Consider the following 21,298-nt stretch of genomic DNA (forward strand, 5'->3'; position numbering starts at 1 on the left):
AAGTTAAAAACCTAATTCTACTCCAAAAGTATAAGTCCGGTAAACAGGGTACGAGTTGAAATCAATTTTCAAACTACTGTTACCGTTTGAGTTAGTAGTAGGATCTTGTCCGGAATAATTCGTTATTGTGTATAGGTTCTGTCCGCTTACATATATATTTATATGATCAAATATCTTTTTGGTCTTCAATGGAACCTGGTAAGTTAATTGAACTGAAGATAGTCTGATATAAGAGGCATCTTCAACGGTTAAATCACTTACTGCTTTGTTCCCCTGTCCTGCAGGATTAACAAAGGATGGCCATTCGTTCGAAGGATTTGTTTCAGTCCAGCGATTTAAGTAAGGTTCCGCCATTCTGTTTCTTCGGTGACTTACCGGGTAGTAGGTTTCAACCTTTGAATTGTTTAACATCTCAACATTAGTTGCAGCATCAATAAAGAAATTCAGCAGGAAATTTTTGTATTCAAGTTGGTTGGTTAAACCCATTGTAAATGAAGGGATTGATTTCCCAAGAATAACACGATCATTGGTATTAACCACATGATCACCATTTATATCTACAAATTTAACATCTCCTGGTTTTACGGGGTCTAATGTACCGGAAGCTTCTATTTCTTCTGTAGTTTGCCAGATCCCGTCAGTCTTATATCCGTAGAACGAATTAAGTGCTTCTCCTTTTCGGATAATGGCTATCTGAGATGTCGATTGACCTGCTCCAGTATGAATGATTTCGGAAATATCTCCAATGTCTGTCACCTTGTTTTTCAATGTGCTGAAATTCAAGTTAGTGTTCCATTTCAGTTTACCGGTTAAGTTCCTTGAGTCGATGCTAAATTCAAATCCACTGTTTTTAATGTTACCAATATTTGACATGATGGATGTATAACCAGTTGATGCTGGTATGGGTAAAGCAAACAACATATCAAACGTATTCTTTTGGAAATAATCCGTTGATATCAATATCCGGTTATCCAGAAATCCCATATCAAAACCAACATTAATTTGTTCTGTGGTTTCCCACTTCAAGTCAGGATTTGCAATTCGTGTTGGAGCCAAGGTAACATATTGTTCACCCCCAAGAATAACATTTCCACCTTGGTTAAAGGTAGTGATCGACAGAAAGTTGCCAATATCCTGATTACCAGTACGCCCTATACTAGCTCTCAATTTTAACATGCTAAACATGTCCAGATTCTGAATAAAATCACGTTCATGCATTTTCCATGCAAAGGCTCCCGACGGGAAATAACCATATTTGCTGTTCTCTCCAAAACGAGAGGATCCGTCAACCCTTAAAGTAGCGGTAAAAAGAAACTCATTGAATAAATTATAATTGGCGCGTCCGATATATGATAGCAACTTATTGTTATTTTTTGAGCTATCCATTGTATACAATGCCGCATTCGCCAACGACATATTATTGGTTTCTGATTCATCTACCGGAAAGCCTCTCCCTGTACCGATGAAATTGCTATTAATAAATTTCTGGTAGGTGATACCACCCATTACTGTAAAACTGCTGTTATCTTCCAGACTTCGGTTATATGTGGTTGTAAATTCGCCCAGATAGTTATTTCTGGTTCCGGTCAATACAGTACCAATTCCTGAATTTGCTCTTCCATCTTTTGTCAAACGCGATACGTAGGTATCCCTACGGCTGTTTCTGCTATCAAAACCGATGTTTAACTTTGCAGTCCATCCTTTCAATAGGGTATATTCTCCGAATATGGTTCCAAGCGTTCTGTAGTTATCTGTATTACTGGTTTTTCCATATACAAGGGCAAGTGGGTTATCGAGGTTCATCCAAGAAACAACCTGATAGTTTCCATCTTCATCAAAAATACTAAGTGTTGGATCATATCCCCTTGCTGCATATAACGAACTTCCCTCTTCATTGGTACTAAAACCGATCGGCACTGTATTATCATGCGTGTATGACGTAGAGAAGTTTACACCAAACGTCATTTTATCTGTTTTGTGTTCGAGATTAAGTCTTGAATCATAACGTTCATAACCTGAAGTTATCAAAACTCCTTCCTGATTAAAATAATTCAAGGACGCAAAATACTTGGTTTTATTTCCTCCGCCTGTGAACGATAAACTATGGCTTTGAATGACGGCGTTACGCAATAATTCGTCCTGCCAATTGGTACCCCCGTCCTGAATTTCGGTGACACGTTCTGCTTCCGGCACGTTTGAGCCGGGAGTATCCAAAATATCATTTAATATTCTCATATAATCCTCCGCTCCGAGGACTTCGATCATATCCTTTGGCGTTTGAATCCCGGTGTATCCGTTATAGGTAACTCTCATTGCCCCGGATGAACCTTTCTTTGTGGTAACCAGTATAACACCGTTAGCACCGCGGGCACCATAAATAGCCGTAGCTGAAGCATCTTTTAAAATCTCAATTGATTCAATGTCTGCAGGATTGATATTAGCCATCGGACTACGGGGAACCCTCACCCCGGGTATTGTTGTTCCGTTACCTGAAATTACTTGACCATTTTCTATGGGAAGACCGTCGATAACATATAGCGGTCCGGAACCAGCATTTACAGAGCCAGCCCCACGAATCTGCACTGTGGTTCCACCACCAGGTTCATTACTGGCTTGTGTGATCTGTACTCCGGCAGCTTTACCTTGCAATAATCCGGCAACTGTAGGAGTCACTCCTTTGTTCAAATCGTCTTTTCGTAGCGATGCTACAGAACCGGTTAAATCACTCTTTTTCACTGTACCATATCCAATTGCCACAACTTCTTCAAGGCCAATTGCATCAACCAGAAGCGTAATATCGAGTTTAGTTTGTCCTTCCAGTTCAACTTCCTGTGTTTTCATTCCTACAAACGAGAAAACAAGAATCTTCCCTTCGGTTACCGGCAATTCATAATAGCCATTAATATCAGTTACCGTACCATTGGTAGTGCCTTTAAACAGCACGGTTACTCCGGGTAAAGCTTCCCCATTAGTGTCAGTCACAATTCCCGATATTGTTGCCTGATCATCTGCATCCATTGCAATTTCATCAACCGGAGTCACTGCAATGTAGCGGTCAATTATCTTGTAATTATACTTATCGGCGTCAAAAAGCTGGGTAAGCACATCATGGATATTTGCATTATCAAAAGCAATATCCACATATCGATTCATAAGGTGATCATCATACTTCAACATGAAGTAAAATTCGGTTTCACTTTCAATTTGCTCAATAACCTCCTTTACAGTTGCCTGTTCCATTGTTAGCGTAATTTTTGCGGATTGCGCATAGGATTCAGCAAATGCATTCAGAGTTAGTAGTAGGACAAGAAAGGTTGTTAGTTTCATAATCATTAAAACTTTTTTTAGTTGCCCACATACACAAGGGCACTTGTCTGTTTTTTTCATAAATTTGACATGTTATTGGTAAATACTAAGTTTTATTTATCAAAGCATTACTGGTATTGGCGTACCGGTAAAGTTGAACAGGCTAAAAATATTTCCAGTATTTTTGGCCTGTCGTCTTTTTAGGAAGTATCAGTTCTGTTCATAAGTCAGCATTAAGTTTAATTAGTTAATTCAATATCTTATTTCCAGTAAATCAGACTTGGCTCATTTGCTCTGGGTATAATCTCGTATTCCAGCGAAGTGGTTAATTTTAGTACCTCAAGAATTTGATCGATTGGTTTGTTTTTCAAAATAGTACCAAAATACCTTTCATCACCCAGGCCCTCTTTTTGAATAATTATTTCAACATTATACCAACGTTCAATTTGTTTGGCTATATCCTCCAGGCGTTCGTTTCGGTAAGTAACCAGTCCTTCCTTCCACGAGGTATACATCTCTGTATCTACGTATCTAATATCTATCCTTGTTTCACTTTCAGCGAAATATGCTTTTTCACCGGGCACCAGTTTTGTCACCTCTTCTCCGCTTGTATTTAAGAGGCTGATGCTTCCCTCGATAAGTGTTGCAGTATACGCTCTGTCTTCAGGATACGCCTGAATATTAAAAGAGGTTCCATACACTTTTACGCCAAGAAATTCGGAATTAACAATAAATGGATGTTCAACATCTTTTTGTACATCAAAAAATGCTTCTCCTTCGAGGTATAACTGACGATTTCCATAGGTAAAATCATTTGAATACTGAATTTTTGTTCCGGAGTTTAGCATTACCAAAGTACCATCAGGTAATTTAACATTGGTTATTTGCCCTGCAGGGGAAATAATGGTGCACATCTGTGAGTAAACAGGGCTCTCGTTTTCGATTGTTTTTGAAAAGAAATGACTCCCAATAGCGCCACAACTAATCAGAAGCAGAAAAATAGCAGCTCGTGCCAACCAGTGTTGTAATGTTTTGGTTTTTGCCGGTTTTGATTCCGATGGTTTTATATCACTCCAGGTTTTGCCCTCAACATTCTTTTCACGCGAAGTTAAAGCCCATATTTTTTTTATTTCAATATACTCTTCCTTATTGGAGGCACTCTCATCCAACCAGTTAAACAGTTGTTCCTTCTCTTTGTTACTTGCTTTTCCCTGCAGGTATTTTTGTATTATAGTGTAGTCCATATTTGTCTTTGTTGACTATTGTACACATAAACACTCCGCTACCCTTTATTGAAAGCGAAAAAAATCAAAAAAAATCTCTTTGAAATAAAATCAAGGTTAAATGGGGGGCAAAATGAATGATTTACTGTTACGGATTAGAACATCCACAGAACAGAAGGAAGTACATCTTTTAATTCCTTCCGAAGAATTTTTAGGGCACGGGTAATGTTTGACTCAACCGATTTAAGAGCAATTCCCAATTCATCGGCAATCTCACGGTTCGCTTTGTACTCGAAACGACTTTTTACGAAAACCTGCCGGCACTTTTCGGGTAGTTTTTCAAGTGCATTTTGAATCATTTCTTCGAGTTCCATGTATTCAAGTTTGTCGAATTTAAATGATTCCAGAATTTCCTGATTCAAGAGTTTTTCGCGCTTCTCAAGTATATCTTGTTGGTAGTTCAGTTTGTATTTTTCGTGACGCAAATAATTCAAACAATCTGTTTTTGCGGCAGTATACAAAAAAGCTCTGATTCCATTACAGGTATTAACCTCTTCCCTATTGGTCCATAGTTTTACAAAGGCTTGCTGAGCTATATTTTTGGCCTCTTCGCGCTCGGGAATAAACTGCATACAGAAACCAACAATTCTTTCGTAATTGTTATCATAAACAAGCTTGAAAACTTGTTCATCACCCCTTTTGAACAATGCAAGATTTATCGAAATATTTGAGTCCGTAAAACTCATCCCCAATGGCTCATTAGTTAGATTAGCTTTGGTGAAAATAGAAAATTAATTGTATTTCAAAATTTTTTCTGTTTAAACCCAGCCAATCTTCCTTATAAAAGTAACCACAAGAAATCAGCTGCAGGTATCGTAATTCCTGCTTTTAGGCAATCGAGGAAATGGTTTTAAATAATTTTATCCAAAAAACTGTGAGGATCTTCGATTATGATAGCTTTTATTCTGCATCCAAAATAATCCGCACCATTGCCAATGGCGGTATCGTATATTTTATCCGGTTTTCTTTTACCGAAATTTTATCGAATACGGGAGCTATTGCTTCCGGTTTTTCCCAACTGTTTCGCAATGCCAGATTTTCATTTCCGATCATCATGAGCGCGGCTTCTTTTTTTGAATTGAATCCTTCAATTGTCAATTCCACTTCATGTGCTGTTTTGGCATCGCGATTACAGATAAAAACCGAAGTTGAGCTTCTGTTCTGATCCATTAGTGCCGCAGCGTCAACAGCAGGTATATTTTCCTTTTTGATCACATATTTTCCGGAGCTGGCGAATCCAGGCGAAGTAGTTTGTACATCCAACGGAATGGTTCCGTTTTGGCTTGTGTACATAAAATGGCTCCAGTACACTGGCTGTGTATAAATAATTCCGCGATCTTTTTGTAAGCCTCCACCGTGGTTTATCAGTGCCGAACGAGTTACCAGCCCAACCAAACCGTTACTACGGATACAGATATTTATTATTCCCGAATACCACAGGGCTCCGCTAATACTGGTTACATTCCCAACGGAACGAGGTTGAGGCCAATCCATTAGCTCTGTTATCGCTATTTTGGGTTCAACATTTGCCTGTTGCATCGGTTCAACAACCAGGTTGTGTAAAAAATCGGGATAATTTTCAGCAAAAGCAACCAGGTCTTTCCAGGCTTCAACAGGATCAGCATTTTCATCAACCGCTCTTCCAACCAATGAATGAACAGAAACCGAACGTACTAATTCACCATTGTAATCCATAAGTTTGTAATTCCACTCAGGATCAACTCCCCGGCTGATTAGCTCTGATTTTTCCAGCACTTTAATCAATCCATTAGCAATTAAGGAAATGCTTGAATCGGCCTCCAACAATCGTGGAGCAAACATGGCATAACGTCGGGCATAATCATCTCCGTCGGTAAATCCAATCTGCCACTCGCCGCATAGTTCGTTACCCACTTCCCAAATTTTTACGTTGAACGGCTCATCGTATCCGTTTTCGGCACGTAACTTTCCCATCGGAGTGCTTGCCGGATCGTTACAATATTTCACCCAATTTGCTGCTTCCTCAGCCGTTCCGTTTCCGGCATTCACACAAATCATAGGTTCGGCCCCAATCAACCGACATAAGTTTATCCATTCATCGGTACCAACATGGTTCCACTCCATACCGTGCCAAGCCGGGTTTGGAAGCGCCGGCCGCTGATCGATAGGACCAACACCATCCATCCAGTGATATCCACTTACAAAATTTCCACCAGGGAATCGTAGCAAGGGAAGTTTCATATTTTTCAGTAATGCTACCATTTCAGGTTCCCAGCCATCGATATGATCATCGGGAAAACAAAGCATTCGTGCAAACTCGTATACTGTGCCCGGTTCAACGAACAAACGCAATAAATAAGCATCGCCTTTTTGATGCTCTGATGCGGTAACTTGTATTGCTTTTTTAATGGTCTCCCAACCGGAATTCAATTCAAAATTTGTCTCACCTATTACGTTTTCTTCCAGATCCAAGATCTGTAAAACCACGTTCGTTTGTTTTTCGGAACGGGCTCTTAATGTCAGTTCGTAACCGCTGGTTCGGTGAAGCGGCAAAAACACACCAGTTTGAATATAACCGGCTTTATCTTCGGTTTCAATCCGCTGAAAATCATGGTTTCCTTCTTTTAATAACCGGCCCTGCAAGTTGGCCGATGAAACCCAGTAGGCAGCAAAACCATTTTTTGAATCATCAACCAGATCAGTTAGCTGAAAAGTCTGCTGAAAATGATAAAGATTCCGTTCCATAAGGTTGCCGTAATCCCGAACCGGCCAATAGCTGGCAGGAACAAATTCAGGATTTTCGACAAGCTGTGCCCAGGCTCCCCCATAAACATTACGCCCCAGATGTTCGGTAAACAAGCCAAATAAATTTCTGGATATGGGCTTGTCTTTTTTGTTGGCATCAACTGTTATTTGTACCTGCGCAACAACGTTTTGTATAAACGCAAGACAAAACATCAGCGTTAATAATTTTACCATTTTCATTTTGTCAGCTGCTAATTTTGTAAAATTAAACAATCGGAGTAAGCTCTGTTATCCGCAATAACTTTTACAAGATACATCCCATTTGTGAGATGGTGTAAATTGATTCTGCCTGATTGAATGGTTTGTAAGGCTGTAACTGCACAACCTTTTAAATTGAACAATTGAAACTGCCCGTTTTCTTTTAGTATTTCAGGGGTAAATTGAATGCTACCTGAAGTTGGATTTGGATAAAAAAGATTAAGATCTTTTGTTGTTGAAATCGTGTTTACGGCTGTTTCCCGGTCTTTAAAACTTATTGCAATCCCTTCGCTCATTATCGATTTTAGTTGGCTGGGAGTAAGTACCTCCCGGGTCCAAAAAAGTTCGTCGAGGCTTCCGTAAAGAAAAGCCCTTTCCTCGGTTTTAAAAGCCCCCATTACAAATGGGCCAACCGATTGTTCTGTTCCAAAATCAGCAATGTCTTTTAGCTCCCCGTTCACATAAAAGCTCTTCATCCCTTTTTCTGCATCATGAACAACCGCAATATGATACCAGGTTTGCGGTTCGATTATATCAAAACTTTGTACCCTGATCCCGCTTTCGAATGAAGAAGGCATGTCACCATCTAATACCTCCAACATAATCCTTCCGGGAGGCGTACCTCCCTCCGGATCTTTTTGGTGCAGAATGGTCATTCCCGCGTTGGCCACACTAGTCGACTGATCCATTTTTACCCACACTCCAAGCGTACTGCTTTCTGATCCTACATTAATCAGGGCATCTTGTTGGGTAACATAAACCGCATTATTAAAACTTAATGCTTTCCCGAATTTACCTTCCGAGTATGCTTCGCTTCCTTTTGTTAAGTTGAATTCCACATTTTCAGGCGAAGCGTCTGTTAGGTTTTCATCAAACCCAAACTGCATAAAAATCTTTGTTGGATCAGGTGGCAAAACGGTATTGTTTTCGCCAGTTTCAACCGCCTGAATTTTAAAGAAATCGTCTATAAAAGCATAGTTAAATTGTTTTTCTCCGGTTTCAGGATCATCTTCGATTGTTACCGCTGCGATTAAATTATTCAGCAACCATGGGACGGTGTTGCCATCGAAATTTGTTCCCCATGTAATTTCGTATGAATAAGTAGCTACATTAAACGATTTGTACTGCGTTAGAATCTCGTACACTTCCCATAAATAGTGCTTCCGCTCCTCGAACCACGAACACATATTTAGAAAATCGTCCCATTCCTGTTTGGGACGGCGGTTGTTTAATGCTTCGTAAATATACTGGTGTACCAGCATATTGGAATTATAGCCATATTTTGAAGCAAATTCAGCAGGAATTAGATCACGCGTATGATCCTTCCAGTAAAAAACCAGCGAAAATTCAGTCACCAGGATTTTTTGATCATCTCGGATCCGTGCATCAGCGTAGCTGTACATTGAAACAAATTCGCTGTTGTTTTTATGATGAATGTGTATATCAATCCCCTCAAGCCATGGCGTTTCTCTTGCAAACTCCAGCATTTTCAACACCCCCTCGGTATCACGGAAATTGTCGTATAAACGGTTAAAGGCACCAAAATAAATCGGAATGTTTTCTTTTCCATGCCGGTAATCGTTCACCCGGTTACACATGTACTTATAAAAAGGCGCTAAACGGGTGTTTCGTTCTTCATCGTTCATCGATTCGATAAAGGGTTCGTTACCCACGACAATAATGTCGATTTTGCCCCAAACACGATCCAGAAATCGTTGAAGAAATTCGTTGTAAGCTGCAATTTCGGTGCTGGTTGTATCGGGGTACGATTTATTATGGAAATTCCATTTAATGTTTAAAATGGTTTTGTATCCTGCACTTTTCAGGTTTAGAAAGTCTTCCAGTTGATCATCAACATCAGTCAAACGCTCCTGATTTTCGTAATAGGGGAAGAAATCAAAAAAGCCTCTCACCCAGGTGGTTTTTGTTCGGGCCAGTTTGGTAACATCTTCTGCATGAAAAAGCGATTCGTTAAAATTCACGCCTACCTCTTGTGCATCTATCCTCAACGTGATTATTACCAGGCAAATTGCAATTAATCCTTTTATGGCAGATATTTTAAAGTTCATAAGAGTTAAGTTTTTAAATTTCCAATTATATAAGGGAATTGAATAAGTAATGAGGAAGAAAAAGGGCTGCATACGATCAATCCAATGCAGCCCTGATTTGTCTAACCAACTAAACTATCTATTAATAACCTTCCCGTTGGTCTAATGCCGGGTTGGCATCAACCTCAGCCAACGGATAGGGGAAATATACCTGCTCAGGAGATGTAGTTAAACCACGATCTTCTGCATATTCCAGAAACTTACCATGACGAATCAGGTCTTCTCTGCGTTTTCCTTCCGAAAAGAACTCCCAGCCACGTTCATCCAAAATCAAATCTCTGAAGGTAGCTTTGTCGCCAACATCAGCTAAGCTATAAGTGGGTACTTTTGCCCTGTTCCGAACTTCATTAACCAAATCAATCGCCTCTTGTGTTGGCCCGTTCAATTCATTTAATGCTTCGGCTCTGCACAGCAAAATATCGGCATAACGAATGTACGGAACATCACATCCGCTTAGATTACCTGTTTGCTCGTTGTCGAAGTATTTCAAACTACGACTGTTGTCTGTATTTGCTGTTCTCAGATTTACCAGGTTTCCACCTGCATTGTAATACGTTTCGATAATGGTTTGTTTACGTGCGTCATTCGGATCGAACGAATCTACAAAACCATCGCGTATACTAAACTGTGTTGGCCAGTTGGCCATTCCAACAATCCACTCAAATTCAGGGATATTGTCCGATGTTCTGAATCCCGGAGGGAAAGCTCCGTTTTGATAATCGTTGTTATAACCTCCGGTCTCATTTTTTAACGACCAGGTAACGATCATTTCTTTGTTGGCCGGATTGGTTTGTGGTTCATTTTCCACAAAAAAGGCGGCTCTGTATTCCGGAAACAATTCGTAATAATTCAAATCCATAACTTCCTGAGTAGCTTCCACTACTTTACTCCACTGTTTTGTATTCATCAAAAATTTAGTCAAGGCTGCATAAGCGTGGCCTTTTGTTGCCCTTCCAACCTGTGTTTGTTCCGATGGAGGTACCAAATCCAAAGCAGCGGCATTTAATTCTGTTTCAACAAAAGTCCGGAATTCTTCCTCTGAAGGCAAACCAAGCTCTTTAGGTTGAGCAGTAAGATCATTTGTTGTGCGTAAAGGAACCGGTCCGAAAAACTTATACATGAAGGCATAACAGTAAGCACGAATATAACGAGCTTCTGCCACTACCATTTTTTTGAAATCCTCATTAACATCTGAATTATCAATATTATCGAGTAAGGTATTTGCATTTCGAATGGCTGTATACGGACGAGTCCAGAATAAACCATCAAGATGGTTGGTGGACGCATCCCAGTTGAAGTTCATAAACGGTTTCATTTCCCGTTCTACCGCACCAATACGAACCATTCCCACATCGGTAGTTACCTCGTTGATAAGCATATAGGTCCGAACTGCTGACCCAGGTGTGTAATTATTGTATGCCGAAAACAACAACGCTTCCAGTCCATCTTCGTTCTGAAGTGCATTACCGGGCGCAAATTCGGCTACCGGATACATTTCCAGTTTATCTTCGCATGAAACAAGTGCACTTAACAAGAGCAATGTTCCAAATATTTTTTTGAATATATTTTTCTTCATTTTAGCCATTTTTAGAATTCAACATTTAAACCTATTAAATAGGTACGCGGGATAGGATAAGCATTAAAATCGACAGCAAGCGTGTTGCTTCCGCTGGCATTTGATGCAGGATCAGTTCCCAGATAATCGGTAATAGTAAAAAGATTTTGAGCCGTTACGTAAACCGAAAGTTTATTAAAGAAGTTGATATTTTCAACCGCAACATCGTAGCCTAACCTTACCGATTGCAAGCGGATATACGATGCATCTTCGACAGTTAATGTATTAATAAGTGCCGAAGTACCTCCAGAGGCAAGCGGATTTACAAATGACGGATATTTATTGGATGGATTTTCCGGTGTCCAACGTTCAAGCAATGGTGTTGCTATACGGTTTTGCCTGAAGTTATTCGGGAACATTGAATTGGCCAGGTTGCCATTTAGTTTATCCACTCCCTGAACACCTTGCAAAACAACGTCGAGTGAGAAGTTTTTGTATTGCAAATTACTGGTAAATCCCCAGGTAAAGTCAGGAATTGGATCACCAATAATCGTACGGTCTTCTGCATTTATTGTTCCATCAGGAGTAACATCTCTGAACTTAATATCGCCAGGACTAACATTATCGTTTGTCACGCTAAAATCATCGCCTTCCTGCCAAATGCCGTCAACAATGTAACCGTAGTACGAATTCAAAGCTTCGCCCGGTGTAATAATTGCAAAGTCAGGAAGTTGAGAAAGCCCTCCGTGAATAATATCTCCACGGTCGCCAATATTTAATACCTCGTTTTTCAGGGTCGAGAAGTTACCTGAAAGGTTCCAGTACAGGTCTTCGGAGCGGATTACATCATAATTTATTGTTAGCTCAAAACCCTGGTTACGAACACCACCCATATTTTGTACCTGTCCGGTAAAACCGGTGTTCATTGGCTGAGGAATACGCACTAACAGGTCGGTCGTTTCTTTGTTGAAATAATCAAAAGAACCTGTTAGTCTGTTTTCCCATAAACCAAAGTCGAAACCAACGTCAATTTGTACGGCCTTCTCCCAGGTTAGATCAGGATTCGAGATTCGAGAAGGAACAATAGTACTGTAATAACTGTCTCCAAACAGTACCTGATTACCCGCCGAGAATGTTTGATAAGTAAGCTCATTACCAATCGATGCATTTCCGGTGCTACCAATACTAAATCGTGGTTTCAATTCAGCTAACCATTCTGCCCCTGACATAAAATCTTCTTTGTGCATTTTCCAAGCAATGGCCGCAGATGGGAAATACCCGAATTTATTGTTTTCGCCAAATCGTGAAGAACCGTCGGCCCTAAACGATGCGGTTAACAAGTATTTATCCAATATCGAATAATTTACCCTGGTCAGGTACGAAATGAACTTCGCCTGAGTACGGCCACTGCCCAGATTATTCAATAGCGGATCGCCCGAACCTATAGCATTTGTTCCCAGATCAGGTAATGCAAATCCACGAGCGTCGCCTGCAAAAGTTTTAGTCTGGAAATATTCGTAAGTGGCACCAATAACTCCACTTAAGTTACTTTTTCCCAATGCCTTGTTAAAATTTAAAGTACCTTCAGTAGAAACATAATCTTTTCTACCCGTTTGAATAGATGCAATACCACCGGTACCGGCTCCTGAAACAGTATATGGCTGAATAAAGATGTCTCTTCTTACATCCTGTACGTCGCCGCCAAGTTTAACTTTGGCCGACAATTCCGGAACAATAAAATACTCCAAAAAAGTATTTCCAAAGAATCGGAAAGTTTCTGAAAAAGCATCTTCCCCATCAAGAATTGCCAAGGGGTTGTCGCCAACAAAGTGGTCTGATCTGCGGTAACTGCCATCTTCGGTATATGGCGCAATAACCGGATCGTAATTTACAGCCGTATAGATTGCACCACCATTTTCGTTAATTCCCAATCCAGTTGACGCAAAATCATCGTAAATATAAGAACCATTGAAGTTTACACCGGCTCTCATTTTTTCCTTGTCGTCGTAATTCAGGTTAATGCGCGTATTAAAACGTTCCATTCCTGAACCAAGTACCAAACCTTCCTGCTCGTAATAGTTAATTGATGAGAAATAGGTAAGATTTGCCGCACCACCCGACATGGTAATATTATGATTTTGAATTTTTGCTGTTCTGTAAATCAGGTCCTGCCAGTCGGTTCCGCCTCCTTCAATTTCGTTGATTCGCTGTAATTCATCTCCACCACCTAAATCGATAATAGAGTTCAAAACATCCCTGTATTCTGTTGCGCTTAATACATCCATAGGTTCGTAAACCTGCTGCATACCATAATAGCCGTCGTAACCAACACGCAGTTTGCCTTTTGTACCTTTTTTTGTAGTAATGATTACAACACCATTCGATCCTCTCGAACCATAAATTGCCGTTGCCGAAGCATCCTTTAGGATTTCGAGCGATTCGATATCTGATGGATTTAAAGAGTTTAGCGGATTTCGTGGGTTCTGATTACCGGTAAAACCAACACCACCAGTTCCGGCAACACTACCGTTATTAACGATAATCCCGTCGATAACATACAGTGGTTCGTTTCCGGCCTGAATAGAACCAGATCCCCTGATACTGATACTTAAACCACCACCAGGCTCGTTACTTTTTTGCGAAATCTGTACACCTGCAACACGCCCTTGCAAAGCCTGTTCAACCGATGCATTGGCTCCCGGATTCAGGTCTTCAGCTTTTACCGAAGTTACAGAACCGGTAAGATCACTTTTTTTAACCGTACCATAACCGATTACCACAACCTGTTCCAGTTCTTCAATATCCTGTTGCAATACAACATTAATTTTCGACTGGCTGTTAACCGGTACTGTTTGCGACAGGTATCCGATAAAACTAAACACCAGTTTGCCATTGGCAGGTGCGTTAATAGAATACTCACCATCAAAATTTGAGGTGGTTCCCTGTGTTGTCCCCTCTACAATAATTGTTACACCGGGTAGTGCTTCTCCGTCATCGCTTTTAACCACACCTGTAATACTATTCTGTGCGAATAATGTTATCGGGAGGATAAACAAGACAAGAGTTAATAGTTTTAGCTTGCTCATAAATTCGAATAATTTAGTTTATACAATATTAAAATCTGTTTGTTTTTACCTTCTTGAATATGATTCAGAATTGCTGAAATCTGAGTTAATCGGGATTTCTATTCTTCCGTAAACTTCTGAAAACCGACATCTATACTTTTCGTTGTTGTATCAAAATCATAAAATCTTTTTTCGCCGTAAAAGTCAACCGGAAAGGCATTCTTTAAGGTTCCGGCTCCAATGGCTGCCGAACCTTTTTTCAATCGGTAATCATTCTTTTCTGGGTTTATAAAAAGCGGATTCCCTTCGCGGTTAGCGAAAGCCCAGCTCTCGGTATTCATCTCGGCAACAGTTTTATAATCCTGCGCTTTATAGGAATACCGGCAAAGACTAAGAATCTGATTATCGTAAAAAAGGTTGTTTTGAATTTCGGTCCATTGTTGTTCGCGTGCCGAAGTTGGATCGGCCCCCTCATACGCGTCGGCTACAAAAAGTGAAGCACCGTAGTTATTGGTAAAAATGGAATTGATGATACGGTTTTGTGCCGGCACACGCCCCAACTGAACGATTGCCGCACCTTTTGACATGCCCCTGTTATTGACCACCGTGCAATGACTCATCAACAAGGTAGCACCACCGTTCATTACAATATTTCCACCTTCAAGCAGGGTAAAATTGTTATCCAGTAAACAGTTAACAAAACGCAGTGTTCCTGTTTGTTTTAGGTCGGTTATAAACCAGGCAATTCCACCATTTTCCTGTGCCTTGTTATTGCTGATGTTGCAATTATAAAAACGTGTGTGATAGCCGTTGTCGGCATTACAATTCGCATACACTGCACCTCCGTTATTGTGCGCCTCGTTGTTAACAATATCGCAACCAACAAACAAGGGACTTGCACCATTGGTTACATATATTCCGGCACCGTCTTTTGATGCATAATTGTCGGAAATGGTGCAGTTTACAAACCGAACTGATTCTCCACCATTCTCTAACCAGATTCCGGCACCGTTTCCTTTGTCTGTATCGCCGGTGTTATTACCTCGGGTTATGGTTAACCCGTCAATTCTGATGTATTCTGAATTTTTAATGGTAAGCACATGCGCCGTTTTCTCTTCACCATCAATTTTTGTGGTCGTCAGTTCTCTTCTATCCGACAAGACTTTTTCATCTTCCTTGAAACCACCATAGATATAAAGTGCTGTTTTTCCATCAATCTTTAAGTTGTCTCCATAACTGCCTTCAGCTACCCATATTTGTGTTCCGGGTTTTGCTGCATCAACTGCCTTTTGCAGCGATGTAAAAGCCGACTTCCATGATTCTCCATCGGTATTGTTTCCGTTTTGAGAAACAAATAGAACAGGCATATCTTCGGTTGCCGCCGAAGGATATGGAATAACCGACACCAGACGGCTTTGCCCGTCCATTTTCATTTGCACCAGGGCTGCATTTTCGCGCCACTGTGCAGCAGCTTCATCATTGCCAAACATGGTTGCCCACGTGTTTCCATCGAAATCATCAAAAATCATATTGTGTCCACCATGCGGAATAGCAATGTACGCTTCAGAATATGGGCCGGTAATATTTTCCGACATGGCGATCATACAATCATAGCGCCCGTCGGCAACACGCCGGTTAACATCAGTGTTACCAAAAACGTGGCCTTTTTTAGGACTTTCGGTGTTCCACTCGGCGGCCATCAGATAATAAATACCATTCTCATAGTACATATTTACCCCTTCATATCCCACTTCTTTACCACTGGCATCTTTCGGAAATACCGGAGGTTTGCTATCGGCAAATCCCATCATATCGGGTTTAAGCTTTTTCATATTTCCCGGGCCCCATATGTACCACACTGTTCCATCAACATCTTTAAATAAAGTGGCATCGATGCCTTTAACCATAGCGCCATCTTTTTTAACATCTTCGTAGGGACCTTCCGGTTTACCCGTGGTACTTTTCAGCAAGCCTGAACCGTAACCTCCGCTAACCGAATAGGTAATCCAGAAATTATTGTTGATATAATGAATTTCGGGTGCCCAAATACCCCGTATCATGCGGCCGTTGGCAATCTTTATTTTTCGTTGTGCATCGTTGCTGGCGTCTTTATCAAAGGTCCAGACAAAGCCGTTATCACCTATCATTTGCCAGTCTTTTAAATCTGATGATTCCCAAACCCGGATTCCTTCAGCAACGCCCCAGTTATCGTCGGTAGTCCCGGTTAGGTAATATTTACCACCGGGAGCTTTGCACACGGCAACATCGCGCAAATGGTATTTAAACAAGGGAGAAACAACAGGTAGCGGAGGTTCGATGCTGTCGATCGCACACTCGAACATCGTCGAGACCTTTGGATTTAATGTTTGGCTTTTTAATGTTCCGTTTCCAAAAACGATGAAAACGATAAAAAGATATAAGCTAAATTTGATTCGTTGCATAAGTAAAAAAGTTTGATGCAAGAATCGGGAATAATGTGTTTTCGGGGCTGGAATTTGGATTAAAAAACAGGGAAAATCAGAAATACCAAATCTGCGAATCAATTCATATTCAAGCCCTTAATTTTATCCAGCAATTCTTTCCGGTAAACGGTTGGTGTTTTTTTGTACACCTTTTTAAATACTTTGCTGAAATAATTGGGATCGGTGAAACCAACTTCGTAAGCAATGCCGGAAATATTTCGGTTGGAATCGGCCATTAATTCAATTGCCTTTTTAAAACGCAAAGACTGGATATAATCAGACCCTGACATATTGAGCAGCTTTTTCAATTTCAGGTAAACAAGGGTTTTACTCATACCCAGTTGTTTGGCCAGTTCTTCGGTATTCAGGGTTTCGCTTTCAATATTCTCGTTGATGATCGTTGAAACCTTCTCGATAAAATCTTTGTCTTTATCCTGAAAATTTAGCTTTTCAAGATCGATATGCGCGCCGGTCACCACTTTCTCTTTCAGCTTTTTACGTATCTCAATAAAATTGCGCACGTGTAAATCCAACTCATTTAAATCGAAAGGTTTTCGGATGTAGGCTTCAGCGCCGGCCTGTAAACCTGCAATCTTATCCTCGTGGGTGGTTCGTGCGGTAAGTAATATAACGGCAATATGACTGGTGGTTTCGTCTGATTTAATTTTTTTGCAAAACTCAATACCATCCATTTCGGGCATCATCACATCGCTGATAATAATATCGGGTTCTTCATCCTTTACTATTTTCAGGGCTTCAATTCCGTTTTTAGCGAATTTCACATCGAATTTTTGTGCATAATGCTCCATTAACACTTCGGCCAGGTCAACGGTATCCTCAACAATTAAAAGTTTAAACTCTTTATCGTTTTCAGTTTTTTCTTTCGCAGGCTGTTGTTTTGAACTCACTTCGGCAATGCTTTCCAAATCAAGAATACGATTTATTGTTTCGGTGTTATTTTCCAGTTTTATATTCGATATTCCCTTATAATCAAGTGGTAATTGTATACTAAAACGGGTTCCTTCGTTTGGTCTGCTACTCACCTTTATCGTTCCGTGAAGGTATTCTACCAAACTCTTTACCAGCGTAAGCCCGATTCCCGAACCGCTTCTCTGTTCATTATGCTGGTAATTCATATAAAAAGGTGTAAACAGATTTCCTTGTTCTTCTTCCGAAATACCCTTTCCTGTATCTGAGATATAAATATTCAGACTTCGCTGATCTGCATGAATTACATCATCAATAATTCGGGTCTCACAAATAATCTTTCCATGTACGGGAGTATGCTTCAACGCATTAGAAATAAGATTTACAATAATCTTCTCAATTTTATCCGGATCGAACCAGTATTCGTACGACTCGCGATTGGCCTTAAATTCAAAATTTACCCGGTGTTCATCAAACAGTGGAGTGAAAACCAAACACGATTCACGCAAAAAGTTAATAATATCTCCTTTCTGTAGAATAAGCTTGGCATGTTTTGTTTCGATTCTACGGAAATCCATTAACTGGTTAAATAGGAACGAAAGTCGTTTGGAACTCCTGCTCAGTCGCTGAAAACGAACTTTCAAATCATCCGAAACATCTTTTTGCCCAAATATTTGATCGATGCTCGAAATAATTATAGAGAGTGGTGTTTTAAACTCGTGCGAGATATAGGTGTAGAAATTCAATCGTTGCTGGTTCAACTCCTTAATTTTCTCCTTTTCCATCCGCTCCATATCCAGGGCAGCCTTTTCTTTTTGTTTGTCGATAGTAATTTTGCGGTAAAGCAGTAATATTCCAACAAGCAACAGTAAATAGAATATAAAAGCACCTGTAGAAAGGTAAAACGGCGGACGGATACGAATAACAAGGCTTTTGGTATTGGCACTTTCAACACCATCGTTATTTTCGGCTTTTAAATGAAAAGTATATTGGCCCGGCAGTAAATTGGTATAATTCACACTGGTTTTGTTCCCAATTTCATTCCAATCAGCTTCAAAACCTTCCAGGTAATAATAGAATTTATTATTTCCGGCCGAGATGTGATTTACCGCAACAAAATTGATGGAAAATGCTTTCTGCGAATAGCTCAAAGTTATTTTAGAAGTTTGGTCAATAGTTTCTGATAATATACCTTTTTCAGAAACTCGAACACTTTCGTTTGCCAGCTTAAAATCGGTAAATACCAGTTCTGGTTTTACTTTGTTGTCTACAATTTCGGCCGGATGAAAATAGGTTAAACCATTCACATGACCGAAATAAAGCGTACCATCAAAATCTTTGAAATACGAACCAAAATTGAACTGCATTTGTGCCAGCCCGTCGTTGCGGTTATAATTTCGAAACGAATTGGTCTCAGTATTGTACATTGACAGGCCCTGGTTGGTACTTAGCCACATATGCCTGTTGGCGTCTTCCAAAATTCCGTAAACCGTATTATTGGGCAAACCATCATCCATGCTAAGATGATTGAACGAATCGGTTTCAGGGTTGTAAACATTCACCCCACCATCAACCGTTCCGAACCAGATTTTACCGCTGCTGTCTTCGTTTACTGCTATAGTTTTATTGGTCGACAGAAATTCATTTTGCCGGTAAAAACTGATGGATTCATCTTCCTTTTTCAGACAGGCAATTCCACCATGCCGGATACAAAACCATATATTCTCGCTACTATCCTCCAAAATGTTGTATATAAACAATTGCCCCAGCTCAGCATTCTTAACCGGCATTAATTGCTCCGTTTGGTAGTTGTATTTGTAAACGCCTTGCCGGGTTCCAACCCATATATCATTTTTCGAGTCTTTATAAATACTGTATACCGAGTTTTCGGTTATACTATACCTAACATCAGGAAGAATGGAAATATTTTTGAATCGTTTGGTTTTGGGATTGAAAATGTCAATGCCGGTCATAAAATGTCCAAACCAAATATCACCGTTCCTGTCTTCGCAAATGGCATGAATATTATTAGAGCTAAGACCTTCACTTCCTCTGTGCTGATAATAGTTAAGAATTTCTTTTGTTTCGGTATTAAATGTGCAAACACCTCCGTCTTCTGTGGCAATCCATAAAATTCCGTTCGAATCTTTGTAAAGCTTATTAACCGCTTTCCCTCTGAGTTCATTGTCGCCATCGCCGGGGTAGATATTGAAAAAACCTTTAAAATTACTGAGGTTGGTATAGTTTATTCCTCCAAAATAGGTTCCTATCCAAATCATGTCTTCTTTGCTGCGGAACACGCAATAGGTGGCATTGTCGTTTAGCGAATACTCCGAACTCTCTAAAGAGTGCTGAATGTTTACACTTTCAAAAGTTGATGGATCGAGAATAAAGATTCCAATCTCGCTGCAAATCCAGATATTTCCTTCCGAATCTTCCTCAATATCGCGTACCACTGTAGTCTCATCCTGATCGGATTCAGCCAGCCGGACTTTCGAAAACTTATCCTGCAATTTATCATACCGATACAGGCCACGGTTTTCGGTTCCAATCCAGTAATTCCCTGCCTTGTCGATATATATTTTATTGATAATGTTTGTGAGTAGCTCCGGCGTATTTCCGGTGTTAAAGTATTCCTGTAAAACACCATCGGTATTCAGTACATAAATTCCTGAATTCGTGCTTACATAAAGTGTTTTTGTATCACTCTCGGCAATCGATGTAATGTTTTCATTCTGTAATGAAATAAACTTTATTATTTCGTTCTGCTTTGGGTGATAGGCAAATATTCCGCGGAAAGTTCCGATTAACACAACACCGTCGGATGTTTCAAACAGTGTTCTTATGCCGGGTAAATTATTTCCTTCGAACAACAAGGGCTCAAACCTGTCGAAACGACGGTTGTATTCAATAAGCCCCCGGTCGGTTCCGGCAAATAAACGGTTGTTTTTTGTAATTAGAATAGAGTTGAAAAAGTTTGAAGGAATACCAACATTGTCTTCCTGGTAGTAGCGCCTGATGTTATAGCTGTCGTATTTATTAAGCCCCTGTTTGGTGGCAAACCAGATAATTCCTGACTCTTCCTGGGCAATATCATGAACCGTGTTATAGGTCAAGCCATTTTCGTTATTCAGCTTCTTAAAAACGTAACGCTTTTCAATTGCTTTGGCTGAAAAACCTAACAGCAAAAAGACTAAAACATATGTGATTCCCCTGCACATTCTTCCTCAAAAATACGATTTACCTCTCACAAATATCTTATTTGGCAAAAGCTGAAAAGAGAAAAATGATCACCTCGTTCATACTATTGCCCAAATACACGTACGCAATAAAACGAAATATTATTTCTTTTTCAGGTAATTTGATTTAGAAAAACAGGAAACTGATTCAACTACCGCGACTTTACTTTCATCGTAAAACTCTGTTTTTATGAGACATATAACAAAAACACAAATTCCCTTATAATCCTGAGTGTCTAACTTGAGCGCCTTCTGTTCCTTCATCTGCTTTTCCTTTGACGAAATACGATTTATCTTCGCCCAAACCGGTTTACGGGTGTTCTGATAAATTTTATTGTTTTTATCAGCCTTCCGAGATAAGGATTACATCG

Annotated in this window: 9 protein-coding genes; all 9 read right to left on the reverse strand. The window is 40.1% G+C overall.

The features are described 5' to 3' along the window. Positions 1-3: 3 nt before the first annotated feature. The 9 genes from G4420_RS21780 to G4420_RS21820 all read right to left on the reverse strand — a co-directional run bounded on the left by G4420_RS21780 (position 4) and on the right by G4420_RS21820 (position 20,909). Positions 4-3,333 (reverse strand): SusC/RagA family TonB-linked outer membrane protein, encoded by a 3,330-nt coding sequence (locus tag G4420_RS21780; RefSeq protein WP_163326065.1) that lies wholly within the window; start codon positions 3,331-3,333, stop codon positions 4-6. A 233-nt stretch (positions 3,334-3,566) separates the two neighbouring features. Then, positions 3,567-4,550 carry a FecR family protein gene (locus G4420_RS21785; protein WP_163326066.1) on the reverse strand — a complete coding sequence of 328 codons (984 nt, stop codon included), beginning with the start codon at positions 4,548-4,550 and terminating at the stop codon, positions 3,567-3,569. Between the two features lie 134 nt (positions 4,551-4,684). Further along, positions 4,685-5,275: an RNA polymerase sigma-70 factor gene (locus tag G4420_RS21790; RefSeq protein WP_163326067.1), complete on the reverse strand. Its 591-nt coding sequence runs from the start codon at positions 5,273-5,275 to the stop codon at positions 4,685-4,687. Positions 5,276-5,489: 214 nt separating this feature from the next. Then, positions 5,490-7,547: an alpha-L-arabinofuranosidase C-terminal domain-containing protein gene (locus G4420_RS21795; protein WP_163326068.1), complete on the reverse strand. Its 2,058-nt coding sequence runs from the start codon at positions 7,545-7,547 to the stop codon at positions 5,490-5,492. A 17-nt stretch (positions 7,548-7,564) separates the two neighbouring features. After that, positions 7,565-9,640 (reverse strand): LamG-like jellyroll fold domain-containing protein, encoded by a 2,076-nt coding sequence (locus tag G4420_RS21800; RefSeq protein ID WP_163326069.1) that lies wholly within the window; start codon positions 9,638-9,640, stop codon positions 7,565-7,567. Positions 9,641-9,761: 121 nt separating this feature from the next. Beyond that, on the reverse strand, positions 9,762-11,255 hold the full coding sequence (locus tag G4420_RS21805; protein WP_163326070.1) for a RagB/SusD family nutrient uptake outer membrane protein: 1,494 nt from the start codon (positions 11,253-11,255) through the stop codon (positions 9,762-9,764). 11 nt (positions 11,256-11,266) lie between these two features. Continuing rightward, positions 11,267-14,320 (reverse strand): SusC/RagA family TonB-linked outer membrane protein, encoded by a 3,054-nt coding sequence (locus G4420_RS21810; RefSeq protein ID WP_163326071.1) that lies wholly within the window; start codon positions 14,318-14,320, stop codon positions 11,267-11,269. A gap of 98 nt (positions 14,321-14,418) precedes the next feature. After that, a complete protein-coding gene (locus tag G4420_RS21815; protein WP_163326072.1) occupies positions 14,419-16,740 on the reverse strand; it encodes a family 43 glycosylhydrolase in 2,322 nt (773 codons plus the stop codon). Positions 16,741-16,838: 98 nt separating this feature from the next. Next, complete coding sequence (locus G4420_RS21820; protein WP_163326073.1) at positions 16,839-20,909, reverse strand: hybrid sensor histidine kinase/response regulator transcription factor; 4,071 nt, start codon at positions 20,907-20,909, stop codon at positions 16,839-16,841. Positions 20,910-21,298: the final 389 nt, after the last annotated feature.

The organism is Draconibacterium mangrovi, assembly GCF_010586825.1.
GTDB classification, from domain to species: Bacteria; Bacteroidota; Bacteroidia; order Bacteroidales; family Prolixibacteraceae; genus Draconibacterium; species Draconibacterium mangrovi.